The following is a 23,837-nucleotide window of genomic DNA, read 5'->3' as shown; positions in this document are numbered from 1 at the left end:
TCAGGGCGGCGGCCCGAACTGCTGCAAGAGCTGTGCGGCCACCGCCACTGCGATCACCTCGGGCTGTTTGCCCGCGATGCCCGGGACGCCGATGGGGCAGGTCACGCGCGCAAAGTCAGCCTCGTTGAAGTCGCGCGCTTCCAGCCGATGGCGGAAGGTGGCCCACTTGCTCTTGCTGCCGATCAGGCCGATGTAGGGCAGATCGTTCTGTTGGCGTGCGCGTTGCAGGCACAGGGCGAGGATCTCCAGGTCTTCCGCATGGCTGAAGCTCATGATGAGCACAAAGGAGCCTGGGGCGATGTCGGCCACGGCCGCCTGCACCGGGTCGGAGTGTTCGCAGCGGATGTTGGGCGGCAAGTCGGCCGGGAAGATCTCGTCGCGGCTGTCGATCCAGTGCAGGGCAAAGGGCAGGTGGGCGAGCTGGCGTGCGATCGCCTGGCCCACATGGCCGCCGCCGAACAGGGCCACAGGGGCGGCAGGTGTCTGCAGGCGCTGCGCCAGACCGGCCGCGTCCTGCGGGCCTAGCAACTCGTAACGCAGAAACACCACACCGCCGCAGCACTGGCCCATGCTGGGGCCGAGTGCCACGCGCTGGGGTTCGGTAGGGACGGCAGCACCCGCGAGCATGGCGCGGGCCTGGGCGATGGCGTCGAACTCCAGATGGCCGCCGCCGATGGAGCCGATCACGCGGTCTGTTGATGCGGCAATCCATGCACCGGTTTCGCGGGGAGCCGAGCCCTGCGTTTGCACAACGCGGACGAGCATGGTTTGCTCATGGGCTAGCGTTTGCTGCAACTCAGAAAGCGCGGAATTCATGAGGCGAGTGTCGTGCCGGTCATCTAGCGATGGGCTGAAGGCCGCTACCAGTGACTTATTAGACCCCTTCGATTTCTTTGAGGGTTTTGCCCGAAGCGTCTTTCCAGGCCACTGGGCCGGCAGCATTGCCGGCATGAACAACAGCAGCCGCGGCGCTTGGGCTTGAGAATTCAACATCCTTGGCGAACGCAAAGAATTCTCCAGCCTCAATCAGACTACCGTTGTTGACTAGCTGTTCTCTTAGGGAAGCAATCCAGGTTCCGGCTGATTCCCGCAATTGCTTCACGGCAGTTGAACCCTTAAGGATCACAAAGCCGTTTGGCGTCCGAAAGCCGGTGGCTATCGCGCCCTTCATCTTGCAGGAGAGAAGAATTTGCTTCTCTGCTGCTGAGGCCGCGGCAACCACAGGGGTGAGGAGCTCAGAGCCAAGTACCGGTAGGAGTTGGCTGATCCGTTCAAGAAACACCTCCATGTCATTTAAGTCTGACTCTGGAAGTTTTGAGCCGCTGCTTTGGTTGTTCGTTATCACATAGCGACCAACAGCAAGTGCCAACTGAATAAGACGACCTTCAAGGTAGCGGATATGGGACTTCGTTAGGTTCTCATCTTTGCTTGCGAACGCGATCGCAGCATTCCAGAAGTCTTTGGTTTTATGTTGCTTAACACGATCAGATACGGACTCCGCTTCCCCGATATACGCCATGGCTTTGCCGGTGTCGGGGTCAACTCCGGTGAGTATGTAAACGCCGGGCTTAGATAGTTCTTCTCTGGCAAGAAAGTGCTCAAGCTCAGACCTAGGTGCGGCAACGGCTTTTCCTGACCAGTTTGAGATTTCTGCCGTCCGGACACCTTTCGCATCTCCGAATGGCAGAAAGATCTTGATCGTCGCTGACTTGTTCATTGAGAAGTTTCCCGTAAAGCCGCCGAATTGAGATGGACGCAATATCTGCGTTATTAAAACTTCAAACCCACGCTACTACGCAAGTAAGCGATTAGCTCGCCGCATCAATCACGCCACCACCCAGACAAACCTCACCGTCATACAGCACAGCCGACTGCCCCGGCGTTACCGCCCACTGCGCCTCCGGGAAAACAAGGCTAAAGCTTGCCCCCTCAATGTCAGAAATCGTGCAAGCTGCATCCGCCTGCCGATACCGCGTCTTGGCCGCCAGGACCCCCGGCTGGGGCGGCTCCCCCGCCACCCAGCTCGCGTCCTGCGCGTGCAGTTGCGGCGAGAGCAGCAGGGGATGTTCGTGCCCCTGCACCACCCACAGCGTGTTCTTCTCCATGTCCTTGCGCGCGACGAACCAGGGGGCGTGTTCACCGCCGCCCTTTTGCGCGCCCTTGGCCTTGATGCCGCCTATCCCTAAGCCCTGGCGCTGGCCCAGGGTGTAGAAGCTCAGGCCTTCGTGTTTGCCGATGACGCGGCCATAGGCCTTGTCGCCGGGGGCGGGCGTGCCGTCCTTGATGGGGCCGGGTTCCTTCTGGATGTAGCGGTTCAAAAATTCGCGGAAGGGGCGCTCGCCGATGAAGCAGATGCCCGTGCTGTCCTTTTTCTTGGCATTGGGCAGGCCGATCTCGGCCGCGATGCGGCGCACCTCGGTCTTGTGCAGCTCGCCCACGGGGAAGAGCGTCTTGCTCAGCTGGGCCTGGTTGAGGCGGTGCAGGAAATAGCTCTGGTCCTTGGACGGGTCCAGGCCCTTGAGCAGCTCGTGTTTGCCAGTGCCCTCGTTCAGCCGCACTCTTGCGTAGTGACCGGTCGCAATCTTCTCCGCGCCCAGGCGCATGGCGTGGTCCAGGAAGGCCTTGAACTTGATCTCGGCGTTGCACAGGATGTCGGGGTTGGGCGTGCGGCCGGCCTGGTATTCGCGCAGGAACTCGGCGAAGACGCGGTCCTTGTACTCGGCGGCGAAGTTGACGTGCTCGATCTCGATGCCGATCACATCGGCCACGGCGGCGGCGTCCACGAAGTCGATGTTGGACGAGCAGTATTCGCTGTCGTCGTCATCTTCCCAGTTCTTCATGAAGATGCCGATGACCTCGTAACCCTGCTGTTTGAGCAGGTACGCGCTGACCGCAGAGTCCACGCCCCCGCTCAAGCCCACCACCACCCTTTGTTTGCCTGCTGTACCCATAGGTGTGCGATTATCCCAGCCGCAGACAAACAAGGCAGACAGCAGGCTTTTATGGAACTCAGGCAGATCCGTTATTTCGTGCGGGTGGTGGAGCTCGGCAGCATGAGCCGCGCCGCGTTGGAGCTCGACATGGTGCAGTCGGCCCTGAGCCAGCAGATCAGCCGGCTGGAGGGGGAGCTGTCCACCCGCCTGCTGCAGCGCTCCAGCAAGGGCGTGACGCCTACCGAGGCCGGCCTGGCCTTTTTCCGCGAGGCCCAGCTGACTCTGCGCCATGCCGAGCAGGCCGCGCGCGCGGCGCAGCAGGCGCGGCTGTCGGGTTCGGTCAGCGTGGGCCTGGCGCCGACCACGGCGGCCGTGCTGGGCCTGCCCCTGCTGCGCGCCATGCGCGAGCGTTATCCCGATGTGCGCCTGCACCTGGTGGAAAGCATGTCGGGCCATGTCACCACCATGCTCAATGCGCGCCAGCTGGACCTGGCCGTGCTGTTCAACACCGACCCGGGGCGGCGCTGGAGCGTGATGCCGCTGCTGGAGGAGAAGCTCTATTACATCCGCGCGCGCAGCAGTGTGAAGGGCAAGCCGCCGGCGCAGGTGCGCGCGGCCAGCCTCAAGGGTGTACCGCTGATCATGCCCACGGGCGGCCACGGCCTGCGCGCCGCGCTGGACGCGGTGTTCAGCCGTGCGCGCATCCAGCCCACCGTGGTCGCCGAGATCGATTCCCTGTCCATGCTCATGGACGCGGTCGAAGCCAGCCTGGGCGGCTCGCTGCAGCCCTGGTCGGCGGTGAGCCGCTACCGCGATGCGGGCGAGCGTTTTGCTCTGTCGGAGCTGGCCGACCCCCTGGCCCGCCGCCGCAACATGCTGTGCAGCCTCTCGGACGACGAGCTGTCACCCGCCGGCCTGGCCGCCCGGGTGGTGCTGGCCGACTGCGTGCGCGAACTGGTGCGCTCGGGGCGCTGGGTGGGCGCCAGCCTGCTGGCGGATTGAGGCGCCGCCCCTCATCAGAAAAACTGATGCCCCCATCGCGAAGCCGAGGGGGGCGAGGGGCGTGCGGCGGACTACATTGCGTCGGTCTGCTGCCGCCACTTCACCCGGCGGACAGACGTCATAAACACATAAACAGGAGACGTTCATGATCAAGACCCGCAAACTGCTGGTGGTGGCTACCCTGCTGCTGGCTGGCACCGCTTTTGCCCAGGCACCCAACCCGCTGGACGTGGTGGGCGAGAAACAGCCCAACGACTTCCCTTACGGCAGCCCGATCAGCCTGGAGCGGGCCGACACCGTGCTGGCAGCGTCCATGGCCGAAGCCAGGCGCCGCAACTGGACGCTGGCCTGCGCCGTGGTCGACTCCGGTGCCAATCTGGTGTCCTTCAAGCGTGGGGATGGCACCCAGCTCGGCTCCAACGATGTGGCCATCCACAAGGCCCGCGCCTCGGTCAAGTACAAGCGCCCGACCAAGGCCTTCGAGGCAGGCATCCAGGGCGGCAACAACTATCTGCTGACCCTGGATGACGTGATCGCTTCGCGCGGCGGCATTCCGCTGATGGACGGCGGCAAGATCATCGGTGCCATCGGCTGCTCCGGCGCTTCCGGTGCGCAGGACGAGGTGGTGGCCAATGCCGGCATTGCCGCGCTGAAGTAAGCGGCAGCGCCCGTCGACCCAGGGGGTCCATCTGCTCAGAGCAGGTTGACCCCTTTCCACGTCCCGCTGTTCACGAGCTGCTTGACGGTTTCACGCAGTTCGCCGCGCACGGCGGCGGCGGCGGGGGTCAGGCGCTCCGGGTCCACCGAGTAGAGGAAGTTGGGGCGTTTCATGTCGGCGTCGGAAAACGCCAGGGTGCGCCAGCCTTCGCGCATGCGGCCTTCGAGCAGGGCGGCCGACATGGGCTTGATGGTGGCGCCCATGCCGTCGCGCACGCAGGTCATCAGCAGCGAGAGCGAGTCGATCTCGGCCACCACGTGCAGGGCCAGGTTGCGCTGCTCGAACTCGGCGGCGATGCGTCGGCGCAGGCCGTGGATGCCGGTGGGCAGGATCAGCGGCAGGTCGGCCGTGTCGGTGCAGCTGAGCTTGATGCGCCGCGGCGGCACCAGGTCGCTGTCCTCGGGCAGCATCACAAACAGTTCTTCTTCCGCCAGCGGTTCGGCCGGCAGATCGGGCACGGCGTCGCGGCTGAAGAGGATGGCCAGGTCCAGCTGGCCCATGCGCATCATCTGCGCGAGGTGGCCGCTCATGCCTTCCACCACATTGAGCACGATGCCGGGGAATTTCTCGCGGATGCGCCGCATGAAAGGCACACCCACGGCACAGACCGTGGTGGCGGCCAGGCCCACCGAGACCATGCCGTGCACTGTGCCCGGCTCCTGCCGCGCGATGGACAGGGCCTGGTCCAGCTGGCGCAGCATGAAACGCGCATGGTGGTGCAGGGCGGTGCCATTTTCCGTCGGCGTGACGCCCTTGGCCGTGCGGATCAGCAGGGGTTTGCCGACCTCGGCCTCGAGCTTGGCAATGTGCTGGCTCAGCGCGGGCTGGGCGATGAACAGCTGGCGCGAGGCCTTGGCCAGGCTGCCGCTTTCCACGATCTGTACGAAATACCGGAGTTGTCGCAGGTCCATCGCCGCATCCTATAAGTTTTTGAGGATGGCCCCCTATAAGAAATAGCTATACCCCATCTCGGAAAACAGTATTTTCCAGAGTGAAGCGCTCTTCCTATCATCGGCCTTGCATTCCAGTCCATACCCAAACCTAGAGGAGACAAGATCATGGAAGCCAAGTACAACAAGGCAGACCTCCCGGCGACGTCGAGCCAGCGCCGCCAACTGCTCAAGACCGGCGCCCTCATGGCCGGCACGGCTGCGCTGGGCATGCCCGCCTGGGTGGGCGCGCAAGCGGGCCCGATCAAGATCGGCCACCTCACGCCCATGACGGGCTTCCTCGGCGCGCTGGGCGAGTACGCCGCGCAGGGCATCAAGATGGCCGCGGAAGAGATCAACGCCGCCGGCGGCGTGATGGGCCGCCCGCTCGATGTGTTGAGCGAAGACTCGGTCAACCCGCAGACCGCCGCCACCAAGGCGCAGCGCATGATCGAGCGCGACAATGTCACGGTGCTGATGGGCGAGATCAACTCCGGCTCGGCGCTGACCATCTCGCAGGTGGCCGCGCGCAACAAGAAGCTGTTCATGAGCATCGGCGCGCGCTCTGACGCGCTGCGCGGCAAGGACTGCAACCGCTACACCTTCCACGTCGACATCCCGGTCACGGTGATGGTGAATGCTGCCGGCGAAGCGCTGGTGCGTGAAGGCCTGGTCAAGGGCAAGAAGATTTTTGCCCTGACGGCCGACTACCTCTTCGGCCACGACCTCTCGCGCCAGGCCAAGCGTTTCTTCGCCGCCAACGGCGGCACGGTGATCGGCGACGAGCTGGTGGCCACCGACGTGACCGACTTCAGCCCCTATCTGCTCAAGATCCGCCAGGCCCGCCCGGATCTGGTCGCCACCAACCTGGCCGGCAACCAGGTGACCAACTTCGTCAAACAGTATTCGGAGTTCGGCCTGCCCTACCCGGTGGCCGGTTTCAACCTGAACACGGCCGACGCCTGGGCTGCCGGCGAAGGCAACCTGGGCGGCATCTGGCCCACCGTGTGGCACCACGAGCTCAAGACCCCGGGCTCCCAGGCTTTCGTGGCCAACTTCACCAAGAAGTACGGCCGCATCCCGGAGAACCACGCCTGGATCGAGTACGTCTCGCTCAAGATGCTGGCGCAGGCCATGAACGCCACCAAGTCCACCGACACCGAGAAGCTGATCGCCTATTTCGAGTCGGAGGCGCAGTTCGACATCCTGAAGGCGCGCAAGGCCTACTTCCGCAGCTGGGACCACCAGCTCATGCAGGAAGCCTACCCCTTCACCGTCAAGCCCAAGGGCCAGGCCAAGAACAAGCAGGACTTCCTGCTGTTTGGTGAAGCCGTGCCCGCCGCGAACCAGCCGCTGGACCTGCTGGCGCCCCCGAAGGCGGAGAGCGCCTGCAAGATGTAAGCGAAACCTGAGCTGAGCGAGCCGGCACCGCACTCTGGGTGCCGGCGCCTTTTTCACTCTCCCGGATCCCCATGGAAATCTTGTTCTTGCTCGAGCAGGTCGTCAACGGCCTGGTGCTCGGTGGTTATTACCTGCTGCTGGCCCTGGGCCTCTCGCTGATCTTCAGCGTGGGCGGCATCGTCAACCTGGCACACGGCGCCTTCTACGCGCTGGGCGCCTACGTCTCCCTGGAAGTGATCAAGCACGCAGGTTTCACCGGCAGCATCTTCATCACGCCCGCCCTCGTCGGCCTGCTGGGCATCCTGTTCGAGCGCTACCTGCTGCGCCGTTTCTACACGGCCGACCCCATCCTGAGCCTGCTGGTGACCTTTGGCCTGGCGCTGGTGGCCGAGCAGGCCCTGCGCATGGCCTGGGGCTCGGCGCCGCTGGCCTCCACCATGCCGCCCGAATTCAAGGGCCAGCTCATCATGGGCGACATGATGTTCTCCAAGTACCGGCTCTTCATCCTGGGCGTGGTGACCGTGGTGATGGTCGGCATCTGGCTGCTGCTGCACAAGACCTCCTTCGGCCGGGTGGTGCGCGCCGGCGTGCAGAAGCCCGACATGGTGGCCGTGCTGGGCATCAAGCTGCAGCCCTATATGACGGCCATCGTCATGCTGGGCGTGGCCACGGCCGCGCTGGGTGGTGTGCTCTTCGGCCCCATCACCATCGTGCACCCGGCCATGGGCACAGAGATCATGACCGTGGCCTTTGTCGTCGTGGTGATCGGCGGCCTGGGCAGCTTCTGGGGTGTGGTGCTCGCGGCCCTGCTGGTGGGGGTGGTGCGCGGCATCACCATCCATTTCCAGCCGGCGGCCGGCGAGGCCTCCATGTACGTGCTGATGTTCCTGGTGCTGATGTTCCGGCCGCGCGGCCTGCTGGGTGAGCGCATCGAGCGTTTCGAGTGAGTACAAGAACAATGAATGCTCTGTTGAATTCCAAGTACCGGCCCCTGTGGGTCGGCCTGGCGGCCCTGGTGCTGCTGCCCCTCGTGTTCCAGGCCATCGGCCTGACGCTGGACGCCGCCACCGTGGTGGTCATCCTGGCCATAGCCGCCATGGGCCTGAACCTGCTGGTGGGCACCACGGGCCTGGTGTCCTTCGGCCACAGCGCCTGGTTCGGCATCGGCGGCTACGCGGCCGCGCTGGCCCAGCTGCACTGGTTCAAGGACCAGACCGTGCTGCCCTTCGCCTTCTCCATCGTCTTCACGGCCACGCTGGCGCTGGCGGTGGGTTTCCTGATCCTGCGCCGGCGCGGGGTCTATTTCTCGCTGCTGACACTGGCGTTGTGCGCGCTGACCTTCGCCATCGCCTTCCGCTGGACGGCGCTGACGGGAGGTGAGGGCGGGCTGGGCGGCATCGAGCGGGGCTCCATCGGCCCGATCGACCTCAACGGCCACCTGACCTATTACGTGTTCACGGCCCTGATCGCCTTCGCCGTGCTCTACGGCCTGCTGCGTGTGGTGCGCTCGCCTTTTGGTCATGTGCTGGTGGCCATCCGCGAGAACGAGCAGCGCGCCACCTTCCAGGGCTACGACATCGACAAGTACAAGCTGCTGGCCTTCGTGCTCTCGGCCACCATCACCGGCCTGGCCGGCGCGCTGGTGGTCTTCCTGCACCGCCTGGCGGCCGCCGAGTCGACCACGGTGGCCTTCTCGGGTGAGCTGCTGGCCATGGTGGTGATCGGCGGCATGCGCAGCTTCCTGGGCCCGGCCCTGGGCGCGCTGTTCTTCCTGCTGTTTCGCGAACTCTTCTCCATCTACACCGACAACTGGCTGCTCTACTTCGGCCTGATCTTTGTCGCTTTCATCATCTTCTCGCCCGCGGGCCTGACCGGCATCTGGGCCCAGCTCCAGCGCCGTTTCCGCCCCGCGCCCGAAGATGGCGCAGCCATGAGCAAGCGCAAGATCTACGAAGGCCTGCCCCTGCCCGAGTTCCTGCGCCCCAAGCGCGTGGAAGGCGCTGTACTCGAAGCCCAGGGCATCAGCAAGCGCTTTGGCGGCATCCAGGCCGTGCGCGAGAACAGCCTCACTGTGCAGGCCGGGCAGATCCACGCGCTGATCGGCCCCAACGGCGCCGGCAAGACCACCACCTTCAACCTGATCTCGGGCATGTTCATGCCCGACACCGGCACGGTGCGCCTGCACGGCCAGGCTGTGCAGCATCTGGCGCCGGACCGCATCTGCCAGCAGGGCCTGGCGCGCTCTTTCCAGATCACCAACCTCTTCAAGGGCCTGAGCATCTACGAGAACCTGCGCCTCTCGCTGCAGGCGCGGCACAGCGCGCGCTTCAATTTCTGGCGCGACATCGACAGCTACCCCGAGATCCACGCCGAGGCCGCCGAACTCATGAAGTTCCTGGGCCTGCAGGGCATGGAGCAGGTGGGCGGGGGTGACCTGTCCTACGGCGGCCAGCGCCTGGTCGACTTAGGCATCGCCCTGGGCTCCAAGCCTCAGGTGCTGCTGATGGACGAGCCCCTGGCTGGCCTGGCCGCAGCCGAGCGCGAGCGTGTGTCCAACCTGGTGAAGACCATCGCCAGCAACATCCCCGTGCTCATCGTCGAGCACGACATCGACCGTGTGCTGTCCTTCTCGCACCGCGTGACCGTGATGAACCAGGGCGAGGTGCTCATGAGCGGCACACCCGACGAGGTGCGCTGCGACCAGCGCGTGCAGGAGATCTACACCGGCACCGGCACGCCGCCGGTCACGGGCCGCACCGGCATCGCCACCGGCGACCGCCCCCTGGTGCTGGACTTCGACAAGGTCAACGCCTTCTACGGCAAGAGCCACATCCTCAACGACGCCAGCCTGCAGGTGCGCGAGGGCGAGATCGTGGCGCTGCTCGGGCGTAACGGCGCAGGGAAATCAACGTTGCTGAAAAGCCTGGTGGGCCTGCTGCCGCCGGCCAGCGGGCGTGTGGTCTTCAACGGCCGCGACATCGCCGGCCAAAGCGCACCCGACATCGCGCGTCTCGGTATCGGCTACGTGCCGCAAGGCCGCGGCCTGTTTGCCGGCATGACGGTGAGCGAGAACCTGGCCCTGGGCAGGCTGGCCCGGCCCACCGACGGCAAGACCGGTGTGGTCTGGGACGAGGCGCAGATCCTCGAATACTTCCCGCGCCTCAAGCAACGCATGAACGTGGCGGCCGACTACCTCTCGGGTGGCGAGCAGCAGATGGTGGCCGTGGCGCGCGCGCTGTCGGGCAACGTCAAGCTTCTGCTGCTGGACGAGCCCTTCGAAGGCCTGGCGCCCACCGTGGTGCAGGAGCTGTTCACCGTGTTCGACCAGCTGCGCCAGCACGTGTCCATCGTCATCGTCGAGCACAACCTCGACCTGGTGCTGGCCCTGGCTGACCGCGCCTATGCCCTGGAGCGCGGCGCCGTCTTCCACGAAGGCCCGGCCGAGCCGCTGCTGACCGATCTCGACTACCGCAAGAAGATTCTCTGGCTCTGAGTCGCTGCAACACACAAGGAAGGAATGACCATGAACAAGAAACCCGAGCTGCGGCTCCTGCTGGAAAAGATGGCCAACATGCCCTGGAAGGAATACCCGGGCCACTTCGGCGGCGCCCTGTCCAAGGAGCTGGCCGGCCCCACCACCACCGGCAGCTCGCGTGTGGACTTCCGCATCTCGCGCTACGCACCCGCCGCCTATGTGGGTGAGCACGTGCACAAGGTGCAGGAGCAGGTCTATTACGTGCTCGAAGGCGAGGGCATCCTCACGCTGGACGACACGAAGAACCTGATGCGCCCGCACGACTACGTCTACGTGCCGCCGGGCGTACGCCACAGCTTCACCAACACCGGCACCGATGGCCTGGTGTTCCTGGTCATCACCACCCCGGCCGACGACGAAGAGGAGACGCGCTGATGGACCGCAAGGTATCTGCCGTGATCGACACGGCCACGTCCGCCGCTCCGGCTGTCTACGGCCTGCTGGTCAACGGCCAGTGGATCGCCGGCACGGGCCCGCGCGTCGCCGTGCGCGACAAGTATAAATTGCAGCCCTGCGCGACGGTCACCACCGCCGATGCGGCACAGGTAAGACTGGCCGTGGAGGTGGCGCACGCCGCCTTCCGCCAGGGCGCGCCCGTGGCCTACGAGCGCGGTGTGGTGCTGGACCGCGCCGCCCAGCTGCTGGAGGCGCGCAGCGAGGAGTTCGTGCGCGCCATGCAGCTGGAAGCCGGTTTCACGCAGAGTGATGCGGCGGGCGAAGTGCGTCGCTGCATCCAGACGCTGCGGCTCTCGGCCGAGGAAGCGCGCCGCCTGGCCGGCGACGTGATCCCGCTGGCCGGCGCCCCCGGCGCGGCCGGCCGCCTGGGCTTCACCCTGCGCGTGCCCCTGGGTGTGGTGGCCGCCATCACGCCCTTCAACTCGCCGCTCAACACGGTCACGCACAAGGTGGCACCGGCCTTTGCCGCCGGCAATGCCGTCATCCTCAAGCCCTCGTCCTTCACACCCATCACGGCCTGCCTGCTGGCCGAGGTGCTGCTGGACGCCGGGATCCCCAAGGGTTTTCTCAGCGTGCTGCATGGCAGTGCCGAGGTGGTGCAGGCCCTGCAGGCCGACGAGCGCGTGCGCTTTTTCGCCTTCACGGGCAGCACCGAAGTGGGCCGCAAGATCCAGCAGGCCGCCGGCCTGCGCCGCACGCAGATGGAGCTGGGCTCGATCGCCTGCACCATCGTCTGTGACGACGCCAAACTGGACGCCGCCCTGCCCAAGATCGTCAATGCCGGTTACCGCAAGGCCGGCCAGGTCTGTACCTCGGTGCAACTGCTGCTGGTGCACGAGTCGCTGCTGGCCGAGGTGGAGACCCGCCTGGCGCAACTGGTCAAGGCGCTGTCCTATGGCGACCCGCAGGACTCCACCACCTTTGTCGGGCCCGTGATCAGCGAAGACAACGCCATCCGCATCGAGGCCTGGATCGACGAGGCGGTGGCGGCCGGCGCGAAACGCCTGGCCGGAGGCCCAAGACGGGGTGCCGTGGTGCCGCCCACGCTGCTGACCAATATCCGCGACGACATGCGCGTGGGCTGCAACGAGATCTTCGGCCCCGTGGTCTGCATCGTGCCCTTCAAGACCCTGGCCCAGGCCATCGCGCGTGTGAACGCCACACCCTTCGGCCTGGCCACGGGCCTGTTCACCAACCGCCTGGGCGATGCGCTGGCCGCGGCCCAGCAGCTGGAGGTGGGCGGGGTGCACATCAACGAGACCTCGAGCTCGCGCGTGGACCTGATGCCTTACGGCGGCTCCAAAGACAGCGGCTTCGGCCGCGAAGGCCCGCATTACGCGGTCCACGAAATGACCGAAGAGCGTATCGTGACGTTCACCGCGGTCTGACACCTGCTACCCGAGATTAGAAAGAACTGAACATGGCCAAGATGAAAGGTGGCGAACTGATCGCCCAATACCTGGTCCAGGAGAAAGTGCCGTACATCTTCGGCATCTGCGGCCACGGCAACGTGGGCATCCTGGACGCGCTGTACGACGTGAAGGACGAGCTCAAGCTCATCTCGCCGCGCCACGAGCAGTGTGCCGGCCACATGGCCGATGCCTACTTCCGCGTCAAGCACCAGCCGGTGGCCACGCTGACCTCCACCGGCCCGGGCTCGGCCAATATGGTGATGTCCTGCGCCACCGCGCTGTCGGATTCGTCCGCCTTCCTGTGCATCACGTCCAACGTGCCGACTTCGCAGCACAACCGCGCGCCGTTTCAGGAGCTGTACAAACACAACCAGGCCGACTTCGCGCAGGTGATGCGCCCGGTGGTCAAGCGCGCCTTCCAGCCCACGCGCGTGGACATGCTGCCCCTGGCCCTGCGCCAGGCCATGGACACCATGGTCACGGGCCGCCCCGGCCCGGTGAACCTGGACATCCCCTACAACGTCTACCAGGAAGAGGCAGACGTCGAGTTGCCGCCGGCCTCCCACATCCACCGCGCGCACCGCCCCGGTGCCAATGACCTGGACGTGGCCGCCGCGCTGGACCTGCTCGCCGCAGCGCACCAGCCGGTGCTCTTCATCGGCCACGGCGCCACCCTGTCCGAGGCCGGCCCCGAGATCACCGAACTGGCCGAGCGCTTAAGCATCCCCGTCATCACCTCGCCCAATGGCATGGGGGCGATCCGCGGCGACCACCCGCTGGCGTTGGGTTTCATCGGCCGCAACGGTGCCTACCCGGCCAACGAGGCCGGCCGCCGTGCGGACCTGGTGATCACGCTGGGCACGCGTTTCGATGATCGCAGCTCCTCGAGCTGGTTTGAGGGCTATTCCTGGAACTTTCCCAAGACCCAGCTGGTGCACGTGGACATCGACCCGCAGGAGCTGGGGCGCAACTACGCCCCCACGCTGGGGGTGATCGCCGACGTGAAGGTCTTCACGCGCCAACTGCTCAATGCGCTGCCGGCTCGCAAGGACATCACGGCCCCGCGTTACGCGCCCTGGCTGGCCCAGGTGCAGGGCTGGCAGGCGCAGTGGGAAGCCTTTGTGCGCCCGCACTTCGGCGACTCCACCAGCCCGCTGCGCCCCGAGTTCGTGGTGGGCACGCTGCAGAAGGTGCTGCCCGACGACGTGATCCTCGCGCTGGACTCGGGCGTGCACCACAACTGGTTCATGCAGTTCTGGCAAGCCAAACGGCCGCAGAGCATGCTCAACAGCTGGGGTTACTCCAGCATGGGCTTCGGCGTCTGCGGCGTCATGGGCGCGGCACTGGCCGCGCCCGATCGGCCCTGCGTGGCCGTGGTCGGCGACGGCGGTTTCACCATGGCGCCCTATGTGCTGTGCACCGCGGTGGAATACAACCTGCCGGTCGTCTGGATCATCTGGAACAACTTTGCCTGGGGGGCGATCCGTGACCTGCAGTACGGCTTGTTCGACGGCCGCGAGATCGGCACGGCCTTCTACCACGGTGAAACCGGCGCACGCTACAACCCGGACTTCGCGGCCTGGGCTCGCGCCTGCGGCGCCGACGGCTACACCGTCACGCGCCCGCAGGACCTGGGTGCCACGGTGCAGCAGGCGCTGAAGAACAAGCGTCCCTGTGTGATCGACGTGCACGTGGACGCCGAGGTGCGCCCACCGTCGACGGGCACCTGGCAGCTCCCCCCGATCCCCTACAAGGAACCCATTTACGGCAAGCCGTACAAGGCCTGACCTTTCACTCGAATCAATCAAGGATTTCCCATGAGCAAGAAGATCGCCCTCGTTTTCGGTGGCACGCGCGGTATCGGCGCGGCCACGGTGCAAAAGCTGGCCGAAGGTGGCTACGACGTGGCCTACACCTATGTGAGCAGCGCACCCAATGTGCCGGCCAGGATAGGCAGCGCCAGCACCAAGGGCTACAAGGTCGACATCCGCGAGCCGGCCCAGGTCGCGCAGGTGTTCACCGATGTGGCCAAGGACTTCGGCAGCATGCCCCATTGCGTGGTGGCCAATGCCGGCATCAACGTGCCGCCGGGCCCCATCGCCACGTACGACCCGGATAACTTCCGCAAGGTCGTGGAGGTGAACCTCATCGGCGCCTTCAACGTGCTGAGCGCGGCCGCCAAGAACGTGGTGGACGGCGGCAACATCATCGGCCTGACCACCTCCATGGTGCGTGTGGCCGTGCCCGGCGGCGGGGCCTACACGGCCACCAAGGCCGGTGTCGAAAGCCTGCTGCGCTCCATGTCCAAGGAGCTGGCGCCGCGCAAGATCCGGGTCAACGGCGTGGCCCCGGGCCCGGTGGACACCGACCTGTTCCGCGCCGGCAAGGACGAGGCCGCCATCGCCCGCTCGGCCGGCATGAGCCCTTTCAACCGCGTGGGCCAGCCCGAGGAAGTGGCCGAGGTCGTGGCCTTCCTGGCTTCGGACAAGGCGTCGTGGGTGCACGGCCAGATCATCCAGCCGAATGGCGGCATGGTCTGAAGCATGTGGCCCCCACGGTTGCTCACTGCGTGTAGCTCCCTATGGGGCCGCGCCGGAGGCTGCGGCTCTTCGGCCCGTCCAAGTCTGCGCAGGCAGACTTGGAGCCGCGGGCCTCAGCCCCCCGAGGGGGCCGCGTTTTACCTTTCGGTGCTGGCCGCCAAGCGGCCCAGAGGCCTTGGGGCAGCCCGGCGGCAAAACATGCTGATCACGCAAGCTGAATCATGAGACTCGCGGTCTTCACCAAGAACTACACGAACCCGGCGTATGGCGCGGCGCGCCTGGGCGCGGAGCGCGCTGCGACCGTGTTTGGTGACGAGGTGCTGCACTTCGTGCCCGGCAAAGGTGACGACCCGGTGGAGCAGAGCGCGCTGATCGCGCAGGCGCTGGCATTGAACCCGCGCCCCGATGCCTTCGTTTTTTCGCCTGTGCATGCGAGCAAGGTGGATGCAGCGATCGGCCAGGTGGTGGCCGCTGGCATTCCCATGATCGGCTTCGTCAACCCGATCGCGGCCGCGCCCATGGTGAGTTATGTCAGCTCGGACGATGAGCAGCTGGCGCGGGCGATCGCAAGCTACCTGTTCAGACATCTGCAAGGCAAGGGCCGGGTGCTCGTGGTGACGGGCCCCGAGGAGTCCTACACCAGCCTGGAACGCCTGCGCGGTTTCCGCGAAGCCGCGCGCGCCCTGCCCGGCATCGTGCTGGCAGGTCAGATCGCGGGTGACTATGTGCGCGAGACCGCACGGGACCGCACGGCGGCCTGGCTGCAGGCGAACGCCGCACCCGACGCGGTGCTCGTCGCCAACGACATCATGGCCATCGGCGTGCTGGATGCACTGGACGCCGCGGGCCAGACCGCGGCCGTGGTGGGCGTGAACGCCATCCCCCAGGCCATCGAAGCCATAACCGCCGGCCGCATGCTGGCCACGGCCGATTTCAACGCCATGCAGATGGCCTATCTGGCGGCCGAATGCGCGGCGCGCCACCTGCGCGGCGAGAGCGTGCCGGCCACGGTGGAGTTGCCCGTGCAGATCGTGGACCGAGGCAATTGCGCGCAGTGGAACCTGCCGTACGAGCAGCGCCCCGTCATCACCTTGGAACAACTGAGGAGCAGAAAATGAAACGCAACTTCCTGAAGCAGGTCCTGGGCGGACTGCTGCTGGCCACACTGGCCGGCGGTGCCATCGCGCAGGACTACCCGAACAAGCCCATCCGCCTGGTGGCGCCGTTCGCGCCGGGCGGCGCGGTCGACATCCTGGCGCGCATCATCGGGGAGCGCCTGAGCACCCAGTACGGCCACAACGTGATCGTCGACAACAAGCCCGGCGCCAGCGGCCACCTGGGCGCGCAGATCGTGGCCAAGGCGCCCGGCGACGGCTACACCCTGATGGTGGGCACCATCGGCATCCACGCCGCCTACGCCAGCTACAGCAAGCTGACCTACAAGCCGGCCGAGGAGTTGCGGCCCGTGCTGATCATCGGCGAGTCGCCCAATATCGTGGTGGTGCCGGCGAACTCCAGGTACAAGACCTTTGCCGACTTCCTGGCCGATGCGAAAGCGAATGCCGGCAAGATCAACTACGCCACGGCCGGTGCGGGTTCCTCGGTGCACATGGTCACCGAACTGTTCCAGCTGGCCATCGGCCAGCGCATGAACCACGTGCCCTACAAGGGCAGCGGCCCGGCCCTGATCGACCTCATCAGCGGCCAGGTCGACGTGATGTTCGACAACATGTCCTCCGGCATACCGCACGTGCAAAGCGGCAAGCTGCGCGTGCTGGCCGTGACCGGTTCCAAGCGCGACCCTCGCCTGCCGGAGGTGCCCACCATCGCCGAGGCCGGCGTGCCCGGCTACAGCGGCACCTCCTGGTTCTCGCTGGCTGCGCCGGCCAGCATGCCGGCCGCGCTGGTGGCCAAGCTCAACCAGGACGTGCAGCGTGTGCTGGCCAGCCCCGAGGTGGTGGCGCGTTACGACAAGTTGGGCATGAACTACACACCCAACAGCCCTGCTGAAGCGACCGCATTTTTCAAGAGCGAAACCGAGAAGTGGACCCGCGTGATCGAAGCGGCCAGGATTCAACTCGACTGACCCCGGGAGACCAACATGCTGAAGCAACTGATCCATCCGCTGCTGGTGACCGGCCTGCTGGCCGCCAGTCTCTGTGTCCAGGCCCAGGACGTTTTTCCCTCCCGGCCGGTCAAGATCGTCGTGCCCTACGCGGCCGGTGGCCCGGCCGACCTGCTGGCCCGCGGCGTGGCCGAGAAGCTGGGCCCGCGCCTGGGCCAGCCCGTGGTGGTGGAGAACAAACCCGGGGCCGGCGGTCACACCGGTGGCGAGCAGGTGGCCAAGGGCCCGGCCGACGGCTACACCCTGGTGCTGGCCACCATCGCGCACAACGGCGCGGTGGCCCTGTATCCCAAGCTGCGTTACGACCCCCTGAAGGAGCTCACGCCGGTGATCCTGCTGGCCGAGGCGCCCAGCATCCTGATCGTCAAGCAGGACCTGCCGGCCAGGTCGGTGCAGGAGCTGCTGGTTTTGGCCCGGGCCCAGCCCGGCAGGCTGACCTACGGCTCGGCCGGCAATGGCTCGGCCATGCACATGGCGGCCGAGCTGTTTCGTTACATGAGCAAGGTGGACTACGTGCACGTGCCCTACCGCGGCGGCGCGCCGGCCATGGCCGATCTGCTGGGCGGCCAGATCGACATGCTGTTCGAGAGCCTGGGCACGGCCCATCCGCAGCTCAAGAGCGGCAAGGTGCGCGCCCTGGCCGTGACCGGCACGGCACGCAGCCCCAGCCTGCCCGATGTGCCCACGGTGGCCGAAGCCGGTGTGCCCGGCTACGCCTCGGTGCCCTGGTACACGCTCTCGGTGGCCAGCGCCACGCCGGCGGCCATCGTCGACAAGCTCAATGCCGAGCTCAACGTCGTGCTCAAGGACAAGGACCTGGTGCAGCGCTGGGACGGCCTGGGCATCATGGCCCTGGGCGGCACACCGGCCGATGCGCAAAAGCGCAACGAGGCCGAGACGAGCAAGTGGACGGCCGTGATCAATGCGGCCAACATCAAGCTGGATTGAGAACTCATGAATAAATCTACTGTGCGACCCGATCGCGGCGTTGGGCGGTGCTCGGAGTCCTCACGTACAGGAAGTACGTTCCGGCTCCTGCGCTCCGTCCGCCTTGCGCTCGGGCCGCTTGCTACGATTTCCTCACAAGTTCTGAGGAGTGGTGATTGACGCGGCAAGAGGAAATCTTTGACGTGGTGGTGGTCGGCGGTGGTGGTGCCGGCCTGGCCGCGGCCATCGAGGCGCGCGAGAGCGGGCGCAGTGTGCTGCTGCTGGAGAAGAACCCGGCCCTGGGCGGCTCCACCGCCTGGTCCATCGGTTCGGTGACGTCCAGCGGCACGCCGCACCAGAAGAAACGCGGCATCGTCGACAACCCGGCGGACCATTGGGCCGACATGCCGGGTTTTGCCGGTGAACTCGATGCCCGCGACAACCCCGAGCTGCGCCGCATCCTCTGCAACGAGATGCCCGCCACCTTCCAGTGGCTGCTGGATTCCGGCGTGCGTTTCATGGGCCCCATGCCTGAGCCGCCGCACCGCCAGCCGCGCATGCACAACGTGCTGCCCAATTCACGCGCCTTCATCTACCACCTGGGCCGGCGCGCGCGCCGCGCCGGTGTGGAGATCCGCACCGGCCTGCGCGTGACCGCCCTGGTGCAGGAGGGCGGGCGCGTGACCGGCGTCGACGCCGAGGGCGACATCGGCCTGATGCGCTACAGCGCGCGCGGTGGCGTGGTGCTGGCCGCGGGGGACTTCACCAACGGCCCCGAGTTCAAGGCCCGTTTCATGGGCCCGCAGGAGGCCAAGGTGGAAGGCGTGAACCTCACGGCCACCGGCGACGGCCAGCGCCTGGGCGAGACCCTGGGCGCGCGCATCGTCAATGGCGACCTGGCGCTGGGCCCCGAGATCCGTTTCATCGCCCCGGCCACCGAGACCTTCGTGCGGCGCCTGCCGCCCTGGCGCTGGCTGGCAGTCTTCATGCAGTGGTCGCTGGACCACCTGCCCCAGGCCCTGCTGCGGCCCTTCATGATGAAGTTCCTGACCACGGCGCTGGCACCGTCGACCACGCTGTTCGAGCAGGGGGCTATCCTGGTCAACCAGCGCGGCGAGCGTTTCGGCAACGAACTCGACAAGCCGGCCTGGCGCCTGCCCGACCAGCCCGGCAAGGTGGGCTACATCGTGATCGACCAGGCGCTGGCCCAACAGTTCTCGGCCTGGCCGCACTTCGTGTCGACGGCGCCGGGCATCGCCTATGCCTACATTCCCGACTACCGCCAGAACCGGCCCGACGTCTACGCCGAGGCCCCCACGCTGCCGGAGCTGGCGCGCCAGCTGGGCATGGACGCGGCGGTGCTGGCGAGCAGCGTGGCGGCGGCCCCGGTGCGCCCCCTGGGTGCAGGGCCCTACGTGGCGCTGGGCCCGGTGCGTTCGGTTTTCGTGCACAGCGAGGGCGGCCTGATGGTGGACCACCAGCACCGCGTACTGGACGCCCACGGCCTGCCCTGGCCAGGCCTGTATGCCGCAGGCTCCACGGGCCAGGGCGGCCTGCTGCTCAAGGGCCATGGCCACCACCTGGCCTGGGCCTTTGTCTCGGGCCGGCGCGCGGGCCGTATGGCGGCGCAGGCCGTGCGCTGACCCGCCGGCCATCACAACTTGTGATACCCCCTTGCGCCGCGGGGGCTCGCCCGGGCCGCATGCCCGGTATACAGTTCACATCCTCAGTTTTGTGGACACCCCCAACCATGGATTTGCAACTCAAGGACAAGACCGCCCTGGTCACCGGCGCCAGCGCCGGCATCGGCCGCGGCATCGCCAAGACCCTGGCCGCCGAAGGCGTGCGTCTGGCCATCACGGCGCGCCGCGTGGACAAGCTCAAGGAAGTCGCCGCCGAGATCGTGGCCGCCGGCGGCCACGCCCCGGTGCTGATCGAGCAGGACATGTACGCGGCCGATGCCGCCCAGAACCTGGCCCGGGCCGCCATCCAGGGCCTGGGGCACGTGGACATCCTGGTCAACAACGCCGGCGGTTCGCGCAGCTTCAAGGACCTGCATGTGAGCGAAGAACAGTGGCAGGAGGCGATCACGCTGAACTTCCACCGTCCGCGCCAGCTGGGCGACGCCCTGATCGACCAGATGATCGAGCGCAAGTGGGGTCGCATCGTCTGCATCACCGGCAAGAGCGAGCCCGAGCACATCAACGGCGCCTTCTGCGCCAAGGCCGGCATCCACAGCTGGGCCAAGGGCCTGTCGCGCATGGTGGGCCAGCACGGCATCACGGTGAACTGCGTGCCGCCCGGGCGCATCATTTCCGAGCAGATCATGCGCAACTACTCGCCCGAGTTCCAGAAATGGCAGTGCGAGAACGAGATCCCCGTGGGCCGCTACGGTGAGCCCGAAGAGCTGGCCAATCTGGTGACCTTCCTGGCCTCGCCGCGTGCCGGCTACATCACGGGCGCCGTCATCCCCGTGGACGGCGGCCTGCGCAAATACCAGTTTTGAAGCGCCCCCTTAGGCGGCCCGAAGGCCGCCTAAGGGGGCAACGCCAGCGGCCCGGCCAAGCCGGTCCCACGGCGTTCCACGAAAAGACCCGTTTCATGCGTCGCGGGTCGCGTACAACGCAATAAGGCAACTGATATGAGCCTGGATGTTCTGGTGATCGGCGGCGGCAATGCCGCGCTCTGTGCCGCCCTGATGGCCCGCGAGGCCGGGGCCAGCGTGATGCTGCTGGAGTCCGCGCCCAGGGAGTGGCGCGGCGGCAATTCCATCCACACGCGCAACCTGCGCTGCATGCACGATGCGCCGCAGGACGTGCTGCAGGAAGCCTACCCCGAAGAAGAGTTCTGGCAGGACCTGCTCAAGGTCACCGGCGGCCTGACCAACGAGCACCTGGCGCGCCTGACCATCCGCGCCTCCTCCACCTGCCGGCCCTGGATGATCAAGCATGGCGTGCGTTTCCAGCCTTCGCTCTCGGGCACGCTGAGCCTGTCGCGCACCAACGCCTTTTTCATGGGCGGCGGCAAGGCCCTGGTCAACGCCTACTACCGCAGCGCCGAGAAGCTGGGCGTGCAGATCCGCTACAACGCGGCCGTGGATCGCCTGGACATCCAGGACGGGAAGTTCCAGGCGGCCTACATCGGTGACGAGCGCATCGAGGCCAAGGCCTGCGTGCTGGCCGCCGGCGGCTTCGAGTCCAATCGCGAATGGCTGCGCGAGGCCTGGGGCCAGAACGAGCGCGGCGAGTGGCCGGCTGACAACTTCCTGATCCGCGGCACGCGCTACAACCAGGGCGTGCTGATCAAGGACATGATGAAGCATGGTGCCGACATGATCGGCGACCCCTCGCAGTCGCATTGCGTGGCCATCGATGCACGTGCGCCCGAGTACGACGGCGGCATCTGTACCCGCATCGACTGTGTGTCCCTGGGGGTGGTGGTCAACCGCGATGGCCAGCGTTTCTACGACGAGGGCGAGGACTTCTGGCCCAAGCGTTATGCCATCTGGGGCCGCCTGGTGGCGCAGCAGCCGGGGCAGATCGGTTATTCCATCATCGACAGCAAGGCCGTGGGCCGGTTCATGCCGCCGGTGTTCCCGGGCGTGAAGGCCGACAGCCTGCCCGAGCTGGCCCGCAAGCTGGGCCTGAACGAGGCGGCCTTCATGCAGACCCTGAACGCCTACAACGCGGCCTGCCGTGTCGGCACCTTCGACCACACGGTGATGGACGACTGCCACACCGAGGGCATCACGCCGGCCAAGACGCACTGGGCGCTGCCCCTGGACACAGCGCCCTACACCGCCTACGCCGTGCGCCCGGGCATCACCTTCACCTACCTCGGCCTCAAGGTCGACGAGCGCGCCGCCGTGCACTTTGGCGGCGTGCCCAGCGACAACCTCTACGTCGCGGGCGAGATGATGGCTGGCAATGTGCTGGGCAAGGGTTACACGGCCGGCGTGGGCATGTCCATCGGCACGGCCTTCGGCCGGATCGCCGGTACCGAGGCGGCGCGTGCCGCCCTGAACCTGAAAAAGACGGAGCAAGAACGTGTTGCAGCTTGAGACTCTGACCCGCGAAGCGCGCGCCCTGGCCAACGGAGAAGCGGTGCCCGGCAGCCCGGAAGCCGAGGTGGCGCGCCAGCTGCAGATCTGCAACGGCTGCCGTTACTGCGAGGGTTTCTGCGCCGTCTTCCCGGCCATGACACGCCGGCTGGAATTCAACCCGGCCGACATCCACTACCTGGCCAACCTCTGCCACAACTGCGGCGCCTGCCTGCACGCCTGCCAGTACGCGCCGCCGCACGAATTCGCCATCAACGTGCCGCAGGCCATGGCCAAGGTGCGCCTGCAGACCTACACGGACTTTGCCTGGCCCCGTGCGCTGGGCAAGCTCTACCAGCGCAATGGCCTCACGCTCTCCCTGGCCACGGCGGGGGCCCTGGCCTTTTTCATGATGCTGACCCTGTGGCTCAAGGACACGCTGTGGCGCGTGCCGGCCTCGGCCGACTTCTACGGCATCTTCCCGCACAACCTGCTGGTGAGCCTGTTCGCCCCGGTCTTCCTGTTCGCCGTGCTGGCCCTGTCCTTGGGGTTGCGCCGCTTCTGGCGCGAGGTGACGCCGGGCCGCGACTATGAGGCTCCGGTCATCGCGGCCGTGCAGGGCGGTGCGGCGCTGGAGGCCACGCACGACGTGCTGCGCCTGAAGTACCTGGACGGCGGCCACGGCGAGGGCTGCCACAACGAGGACGACGCCTGGACGAAAAAGCGCCGTGCCTTCCACCACGCCACCTTCTACGGCTTCATGCTGTGTTTCGCCGCCACCAGCGTGGCCACGCTTTACCACTACCTCTGGGGCTGGGTCGCGCCCTATGACCTGCCCAGCCTGCCCAAGGTCCTGGGCGCCATCGGCGGCGTGCTGCTGCTGATCGGCACGGCGGGGCTGTACCGGCTCAACCTGCGGCGCCACCCGCAGCATGGCGACGCGGCACAAAAACCCATGGACCGCGGCTTCATCGCCCTGCTGTTCTTCACCTCGCTCACGGGCCTGGGCCTGTGGGCTGCGCGTGGCACGGCGTTCATGCCGGCCACGCTGGCCCTGCACCTGGGGTTCGTGATGGCCCTGTTCCTCACGCTGCCCTATGGCAAGTTCGCGCACGGTTTCTTCCGCAGCGCGGCCCTGCTCAAGTGGGCCATCGAAAAACGCCTGCCGAGCAAGCTCAAGGTGGGTGACGAGTAAGCGCTCGACGCCAAAAATTAACGATGCATTGCCACGGCCTTGCATCGGCTGTCATCAGACATCAACAGGAGAGTATTGCCATGGTGCAAGAGACGACCGGCCCGACCGGCGAAACCTGGGACGAGACCCTGGTCCGCGTCTTCAAGGCGAACGAGATCAAGCTCATCACCTATGTGCCCGACAAGGTGCTGGCGCCCCTGATCAAGCGCCTGCATGCCGACGACTACTTCACCGTGGTCTGCCCGGCGCGCGAGGAAGAGGCCGTGGGCATCGTGACCGGCGCCTATATGGGCGGCCTGCGCGGCATCGTGCTGATGCAGACCAGCGGTTTTGCCACCCTGCCCAATGCCCTGGCCTCGCTGACCGTGCCCTACCAGATCCCGCTGCTGATGCTGATCTCCGAACGCGGTACGCTGGGCGACTTCCAGCTCGGCCAGGTCATCGTCTGCCGCACCATGCGCCCCATCCTGAATTCGCTCAACATCGAGAACTACGCCATCGAGCGCCAGGACGATGTGGAGTTCATCGCCGACCGTATGATCAAACAGGCCTACGCCACCCAGGCGGCCGCGGCCATGATCCTGTCGCCGCTGCTGACCGCACGTGTGAAGAAGAACTGAGGTGT

At 66.4% G+C, this 23,837-nt stretch carries 21 protein-coding genes; 17 read left to right on the top strand and 4 right to left on the bottom strand.

Annotated elements, in window-relative coordinates; translation table 11 throughout:
• From xdhC to mnmA, 3 genes are all read right to left on the bottom strand, one after another.
• A complete protein-coding gene (xdhC, locus tag AC1RRP_RS16030) occupies positions 1-816 on the bottom strand; it encodes a xanthine dehydrogenase accessory protein XdhC (RefSeq protein WP_493037911.1) in 816 nt (271 codons plus the stop codon).
• Positions 817-874: 58 nt separating this feature from the next.
• On the bottom strand, positions 875-1,717 hold the full coding sequence (locus tag AC1RRP_RS16025) for a GIY-YIG nuclease family protein (protein WP_493037909.1): 843 nt from the start codon (positions 1,715-1,717) through the stop codon (positions 875-877).
• Positions 1,718-1,808: 91 nt separating this feature from the next.
• Positions 1,809-2,951: a tRNA 2-thiouridine(34) synthase MnmA gene (gene mnmA, locus AC1RRP_RS16020; protein ID WP_493037907.1), complete on the bottom strand. Its 1,143-nt coding sequence runs from the start codon at positions 2,949-2,951 to the stop codon at positions 1,809-1,811.
• Positions 2,952-3,002: 51 nt separating this feature from the next.
• Here mnmA and AC1RRP_RS16015 point away from each other — a divergent pair, with 51 nt between their 5' ends.
• Both AC1RRP_RS16015 and AC1RRP_RS16010 read left to right on the top strand, forming a co-directional pair.
• Entirely contained in the window at positions 3,003-3,935 is a 933-nt protein-coding gene (locus AC1RRP_RS16015) for a LysR family transcriptional regulator (protein ID WP_493037906.1), read from the top strand.
• A gap of 145 nt (positions 3,936-4,080) precedes the next feature.
• Positions 4,081-4,593 carry a GlcG/HbpS family heme-binding protein gene (locus AC1RRP_RS16010; protein WP_493037904.1) on the top strand — a complete coding sequence of 171 codons (513 nt, stop codon included), beginning with the start codon at positions 4,081-4,083 and terminating at the stop codon, positions 4,591-4,593.
• Between the two features lie 35 nt (positions 4,594-4,628).
• Here the strand turns inward: AC1RRP_RS16010 and AC1RRP_RS16005 are convergent, their stop codons facing one another.
• On the bottom strand, positions 4,629-5,564 hold the full coding sequence (locus tag AC1RRP_RS16005) for a LysR substrate-binding domain-containing protein (protein WP_493037902.1): 936 nt from the start codon (positions 5,562-5,564) through the stop codon (positions 4,629-4,631).
• 147 nt (positions 5,565-5,711) lie between these two features.
• On the opposite strand from AC1RRP_RS16005, the gene AC1RRP_RS16000 reads away from it, so the two are divergent.
• The 15 genes from AC1RRP_RS16000 (at position 5,712) to AC1RRP_RS15930 (ending at position 23,832) form a co-directional block, all read left to right on the top strand.
• A complete protein-coding gene (locus AC1RRP_RS16000) occupies positions 5,712-6,983 on the top strand; it encodes an ABC transporter substrate-binding protein (protein ID WP_493037901.1) in 1,272 nt (423 codons plus the stop codon).
• 71 nt (positions 6,984-7,054) lie between these two features.
• Positions 7,055-7,930 (top strand): branched-chain amino acid ABC transporter permease, encoded by an 876-nt coding sequence (locus AC1RRP_RS15995; protein ID WP_057674461.1) that lies wholly within the window; start codon positions 7,055-7,057, stop codon positions 7,928-7,930.
• A gap of 11 nt (positions 7,931-7,941) precedes the next feature.
• On the top strand, positions 7,942-10,476 hold the full coding sequence (locus tag AC1RRP_RS15990) for a branched-chain amino acid ABC transporter ATP-binding protein/permease (RefSeq protein ID WP_493037898.1): 2,535 nt from the start codon (positions 7,942-7,944) through the stop codon (positions 10,474-10,476).
• A 30-nt stretch (positions 10,477-10,506) separates the two neighbouring features.
• The gene (locus AC1RRP_RS15985; protein WP_493037896.1) at positions 10,507-10,893 is read left to right on the top strand and encodes a cupin domain-containing protein; all 387 of its coding nucleotides are present in this window, start codon (positions 10,507-10,509) and stop codon (positions 10,891-10,893) included.
• A complete protein-coding gene (locus tag AC1RRP_RS15980) occupies positions 10,893-12,362 on the top strand; it encodes an aldehyde dehydrogenase family protein (RefSeq protein WP_493037894.1) in 1,470 nt (489 codons plus the stop codon). The genes AC1RRP_RS15985 and AC1RRP_RS15980 overlap by 1 nt, the downstream gene beginning before the upstream one ends.
• 32 nt (positions 12,363-12,394) lie before the next feature.
• Positions 12,395-14,173 carry a thiamine pyrophosphate-binding protein gene (locus tag AC1RRP_RS15975; RefSeq protein WP_493037892.1) on the top strand — a complete coding sequence of 593 codons (1,779 nt, stop codon included), beginning with the start codon at positions 12,395-12,397 and terminating at the stop codon, positions 14,171-14,173.
• 30 nt (positions 14,174-14,203) lie between these two features.
• Positions 14,204-14,926 (top strand): SDR family oxidoreductase, encoded by a 723-nt coding sequence (locus AC1RRP_RS15970; RefSeq protein WP_493037890.1) that lies wholly within the window; start codon positions 14,204-14,206, stop codon positions 14,924-14,926.
• 221 nt (positions 14,927-15,147) lie between these two features.
• A complete protein-coding gene (locus AC1RRP_RS15965) occupies positions 15,148-16,044 on the top strand; it encodes a sugar ABC transporter substrate-binding protein (protein ID WP_493037888.1) in 897 nt (298 codons plus the stop codon).
• Positions 16,041-17,012 (top strand): Bug family tripartite tricarboxylate transporter substrate binding protein, encoded by a 972-nt coding sequence (locus tag AC1RRP_RS15960; protein ID WP_493037886.1) that lies wholly within the window; start codon positions 16,041-16,043, stop codon positions 17,010-17,012. The genes AC1RRP_RS15965 and AC1RRP_RS15960 overlap by 4 nt, the downstream gene beginning before the upstream one ends.
• A gap of 15 nt (positions 17,013-17,027) precedes the next feature.
• Positions 17,028-17,999, top strand: coding sequence for a Bug family tripartite tricarboxylate transporter substrate binding protein (locus AC1RRP_RS15955; RefSeq protein WP_493037884.1), 972 nt, complete (start codon positions 17,028-17,030; stop codon positions 17,997-17,999).
• A gap of 155 nt (positions 18,000-18,154) precedes the next feature.
• On the top strand, positions 18,155-19,621 hold the full coding sequence (locus tag AC1RRP_RS15950) for an FAD-dependent oxidoreductase (protein WP_493037882.1): 1,467 nt from the start codon (positions 18,155-18,157) through the stop codon (positions 19,619-19,621).
• 107 nt (positions 19,622-19,728) lie between these two features.
• On the top strand, positions 19,729-20,484 hold the full coding sequence (locus AC1RRP_RS15945; protein ID WP_493037880.1) for an SDR family NAD(P)-dependent oxidoreductase: 756 nt from the start codon (positions 19,729-19,731) through the stop codon (positions 20,482-20,484).
• A 135-nt stretch (positions 20,485-20,619) separates the two neighbouring features.
• Positions 20,620-22,038, top strand: coding sequence for an FAD-dependent tricarballylate dehydrogenase TcuA (tcuA, locus tag AC1RRP_RS15940; protein ID WP_493037878.1), 1,419 nt, complete (start codon positions 20,620-20,622; stop codon positions 22,036-22,038).
• Complete coding sequence (gene tcuB / locus AC1RRP_RS15935; RefSeq protein WP_493037876.1) at positions 22,025-23,212, top strand: tricarballylate utilization 4Fe-4S protein TcuB; 1,188 nt, start codon at positions 22,025-22,027, stop codon at positions 23,210-23,212. Before tcuA ends, tcuB begins: the two co-directional genes overlap by 14 nt.
• A gap of 80 nt (positions 23,213-23,292) precedes the next feature.
• Positions 23,293-23,832, top strand: a complete 540-nt coding sequence (locus tag AC1RRP_RS15930) for a decarboxylase (protein WP_057674473.1) — start codon at positions 23,293-23,295, stop codon at positions 23,830-23,832.
• Positions 23,833-23,837 lie beyond the last annotated feature (5 nt).

It is taken from the genome of Hylemonella sp. GW821-FHT12C09 (genome assembly GCF_058807395.1).
Note: the sequence above shows the minus strand (reverse complement) of the source record. Positions and strands in the feature narration are given on the sequence as shown.

Coding starts and splice junctions, on each gene's coding strand:
- xdhC (WP_493037911.1), bottom strand. CDS start 816: ATGAATTCCGCGCTTTCTGAGTTGCAGCAAACGCTAGCCCATGAGCAA.
- AC1RRP_RS16025 (WP_493037909.1), bottom strand. CDS start 1,717: ATGAACAAGTCAGCGACGATCAAGATCTTTCTGCCATTCGGAGATGCG.
- mnmA (WP_493037907.1), bottom strand. CDS start 2,951: ATGGGTACAGCAGGCAAACAAAGGGTGGTGGTGGGCTTGAGCGGGGGC.
- AC1RRP_RS16015 (WP_493037906.1), top strand. CDS start 3,003: ATGGAACTCAGGCAGATCCGTTATTTCGTGCGGGTGGTGGAGCTCGGC.
- AC1RRP_RS16010 (WP_493037904.1), top strand. CDS start 4,081: ATGATCAAGACCCGCAAACTGCTGGTGGTGGCTACCCTGCTGCTGGCT.
- AC1RRP_RS16005 (WP_493037902.1), bottom strand. CDS start 5,564: ATGGACCTGCGACAACTCCGGTATTTCGTACAGATCGTGGAAAGCGGC.
- AC1RRP_RS16000 (WP_493037901.1), top strand. CDS start 5,712: ATGGAAGCCAAGTACAACAAGGCAGACCTCCCGGCGACGTCGAGCCAG.
- AC1RRP_RS15995 (WP_057674461.1), top strand. CDS start 7,055: ATGGAAATCTTGTTCTTGCTCGAGCAGGTCGTCAACGGCCTGGTGCTC.
- AC1RRP_RS15990 (WP_493037898.1), top strand. CDS start 7,942: ATGAATGCTCTGTTGAATTCCAAGTACCGGCCCCTGTGGGTCGGCCTG.
- AC1RRP_RS15985 (WP_493037896.1), top strand. CDS start 10,507: ATGAACAAGAAACCCGAGCTGCGGCTCCTGCTGGAAAAGATGGCCAAC.
- AC1RRP_RS15980 (WP_493037894.1), top strand. CDS start 10,893: ATGGACCGCAAGGTATCTGCCGTGATCGACACGGCCACGTCCGCCGCT.
- AC1RRP_RS15975 (WP_493037892.1), top strand. CDS start 12,395: ATGGCCAAGATGAAAGGTGGCGAACTGATCGCCCAATACCTGGTCCAG.
- AC1RRP_RS15970 (WP_493037890.1), top strand. CDS start 14,204: ATGAGCAAGAAGATCGCCCTCGTTTTCGGTGGCACGCGCGGTATCGGC.
- AC1RRP_RS15965 (WP_493037888.1), top strand. CDS start 15,148: ATGAGACTCGCGGTCTTCACCAAGAACTACACGAACCCGGCGTATGGC.
- AC1RRP_RS15960 (WP_493037886.1), top strand. CDS start 16,041: ATGAAACGCAACTTCCTGAAGCAGGTCCTGGGCGGACTGCTGCTGGCC.
- AC1RRP_RS15955 (WP_493037884.1), top strand. CDS start 17,028: ATGCTGAAGCAACTGATCCATCCGCTGCTGGTGACCGGCCTGCTGGCC.
- AC1RRP_RS15945 (WP_493037880.1), top strand. CDS start 19,729: ATGGATTTGCAACTCAAGGACAAGACCGCCCTGGTCACCGGCGCCAGC.
- tcuA (WP_493037878.1), top strand. CDS start 20,620: ATGAGCCTGGATGTTCTGGTGATCGGCGGCGGCAATGCCGCGCTCTGT.
- AC1RRP_RS15930 (WP_057674473.1), top strand. CDS start 23,293: ATGGTGCAAGAGACGACCGGCCCGACCGGCGAAACCTGGGACGAGACC.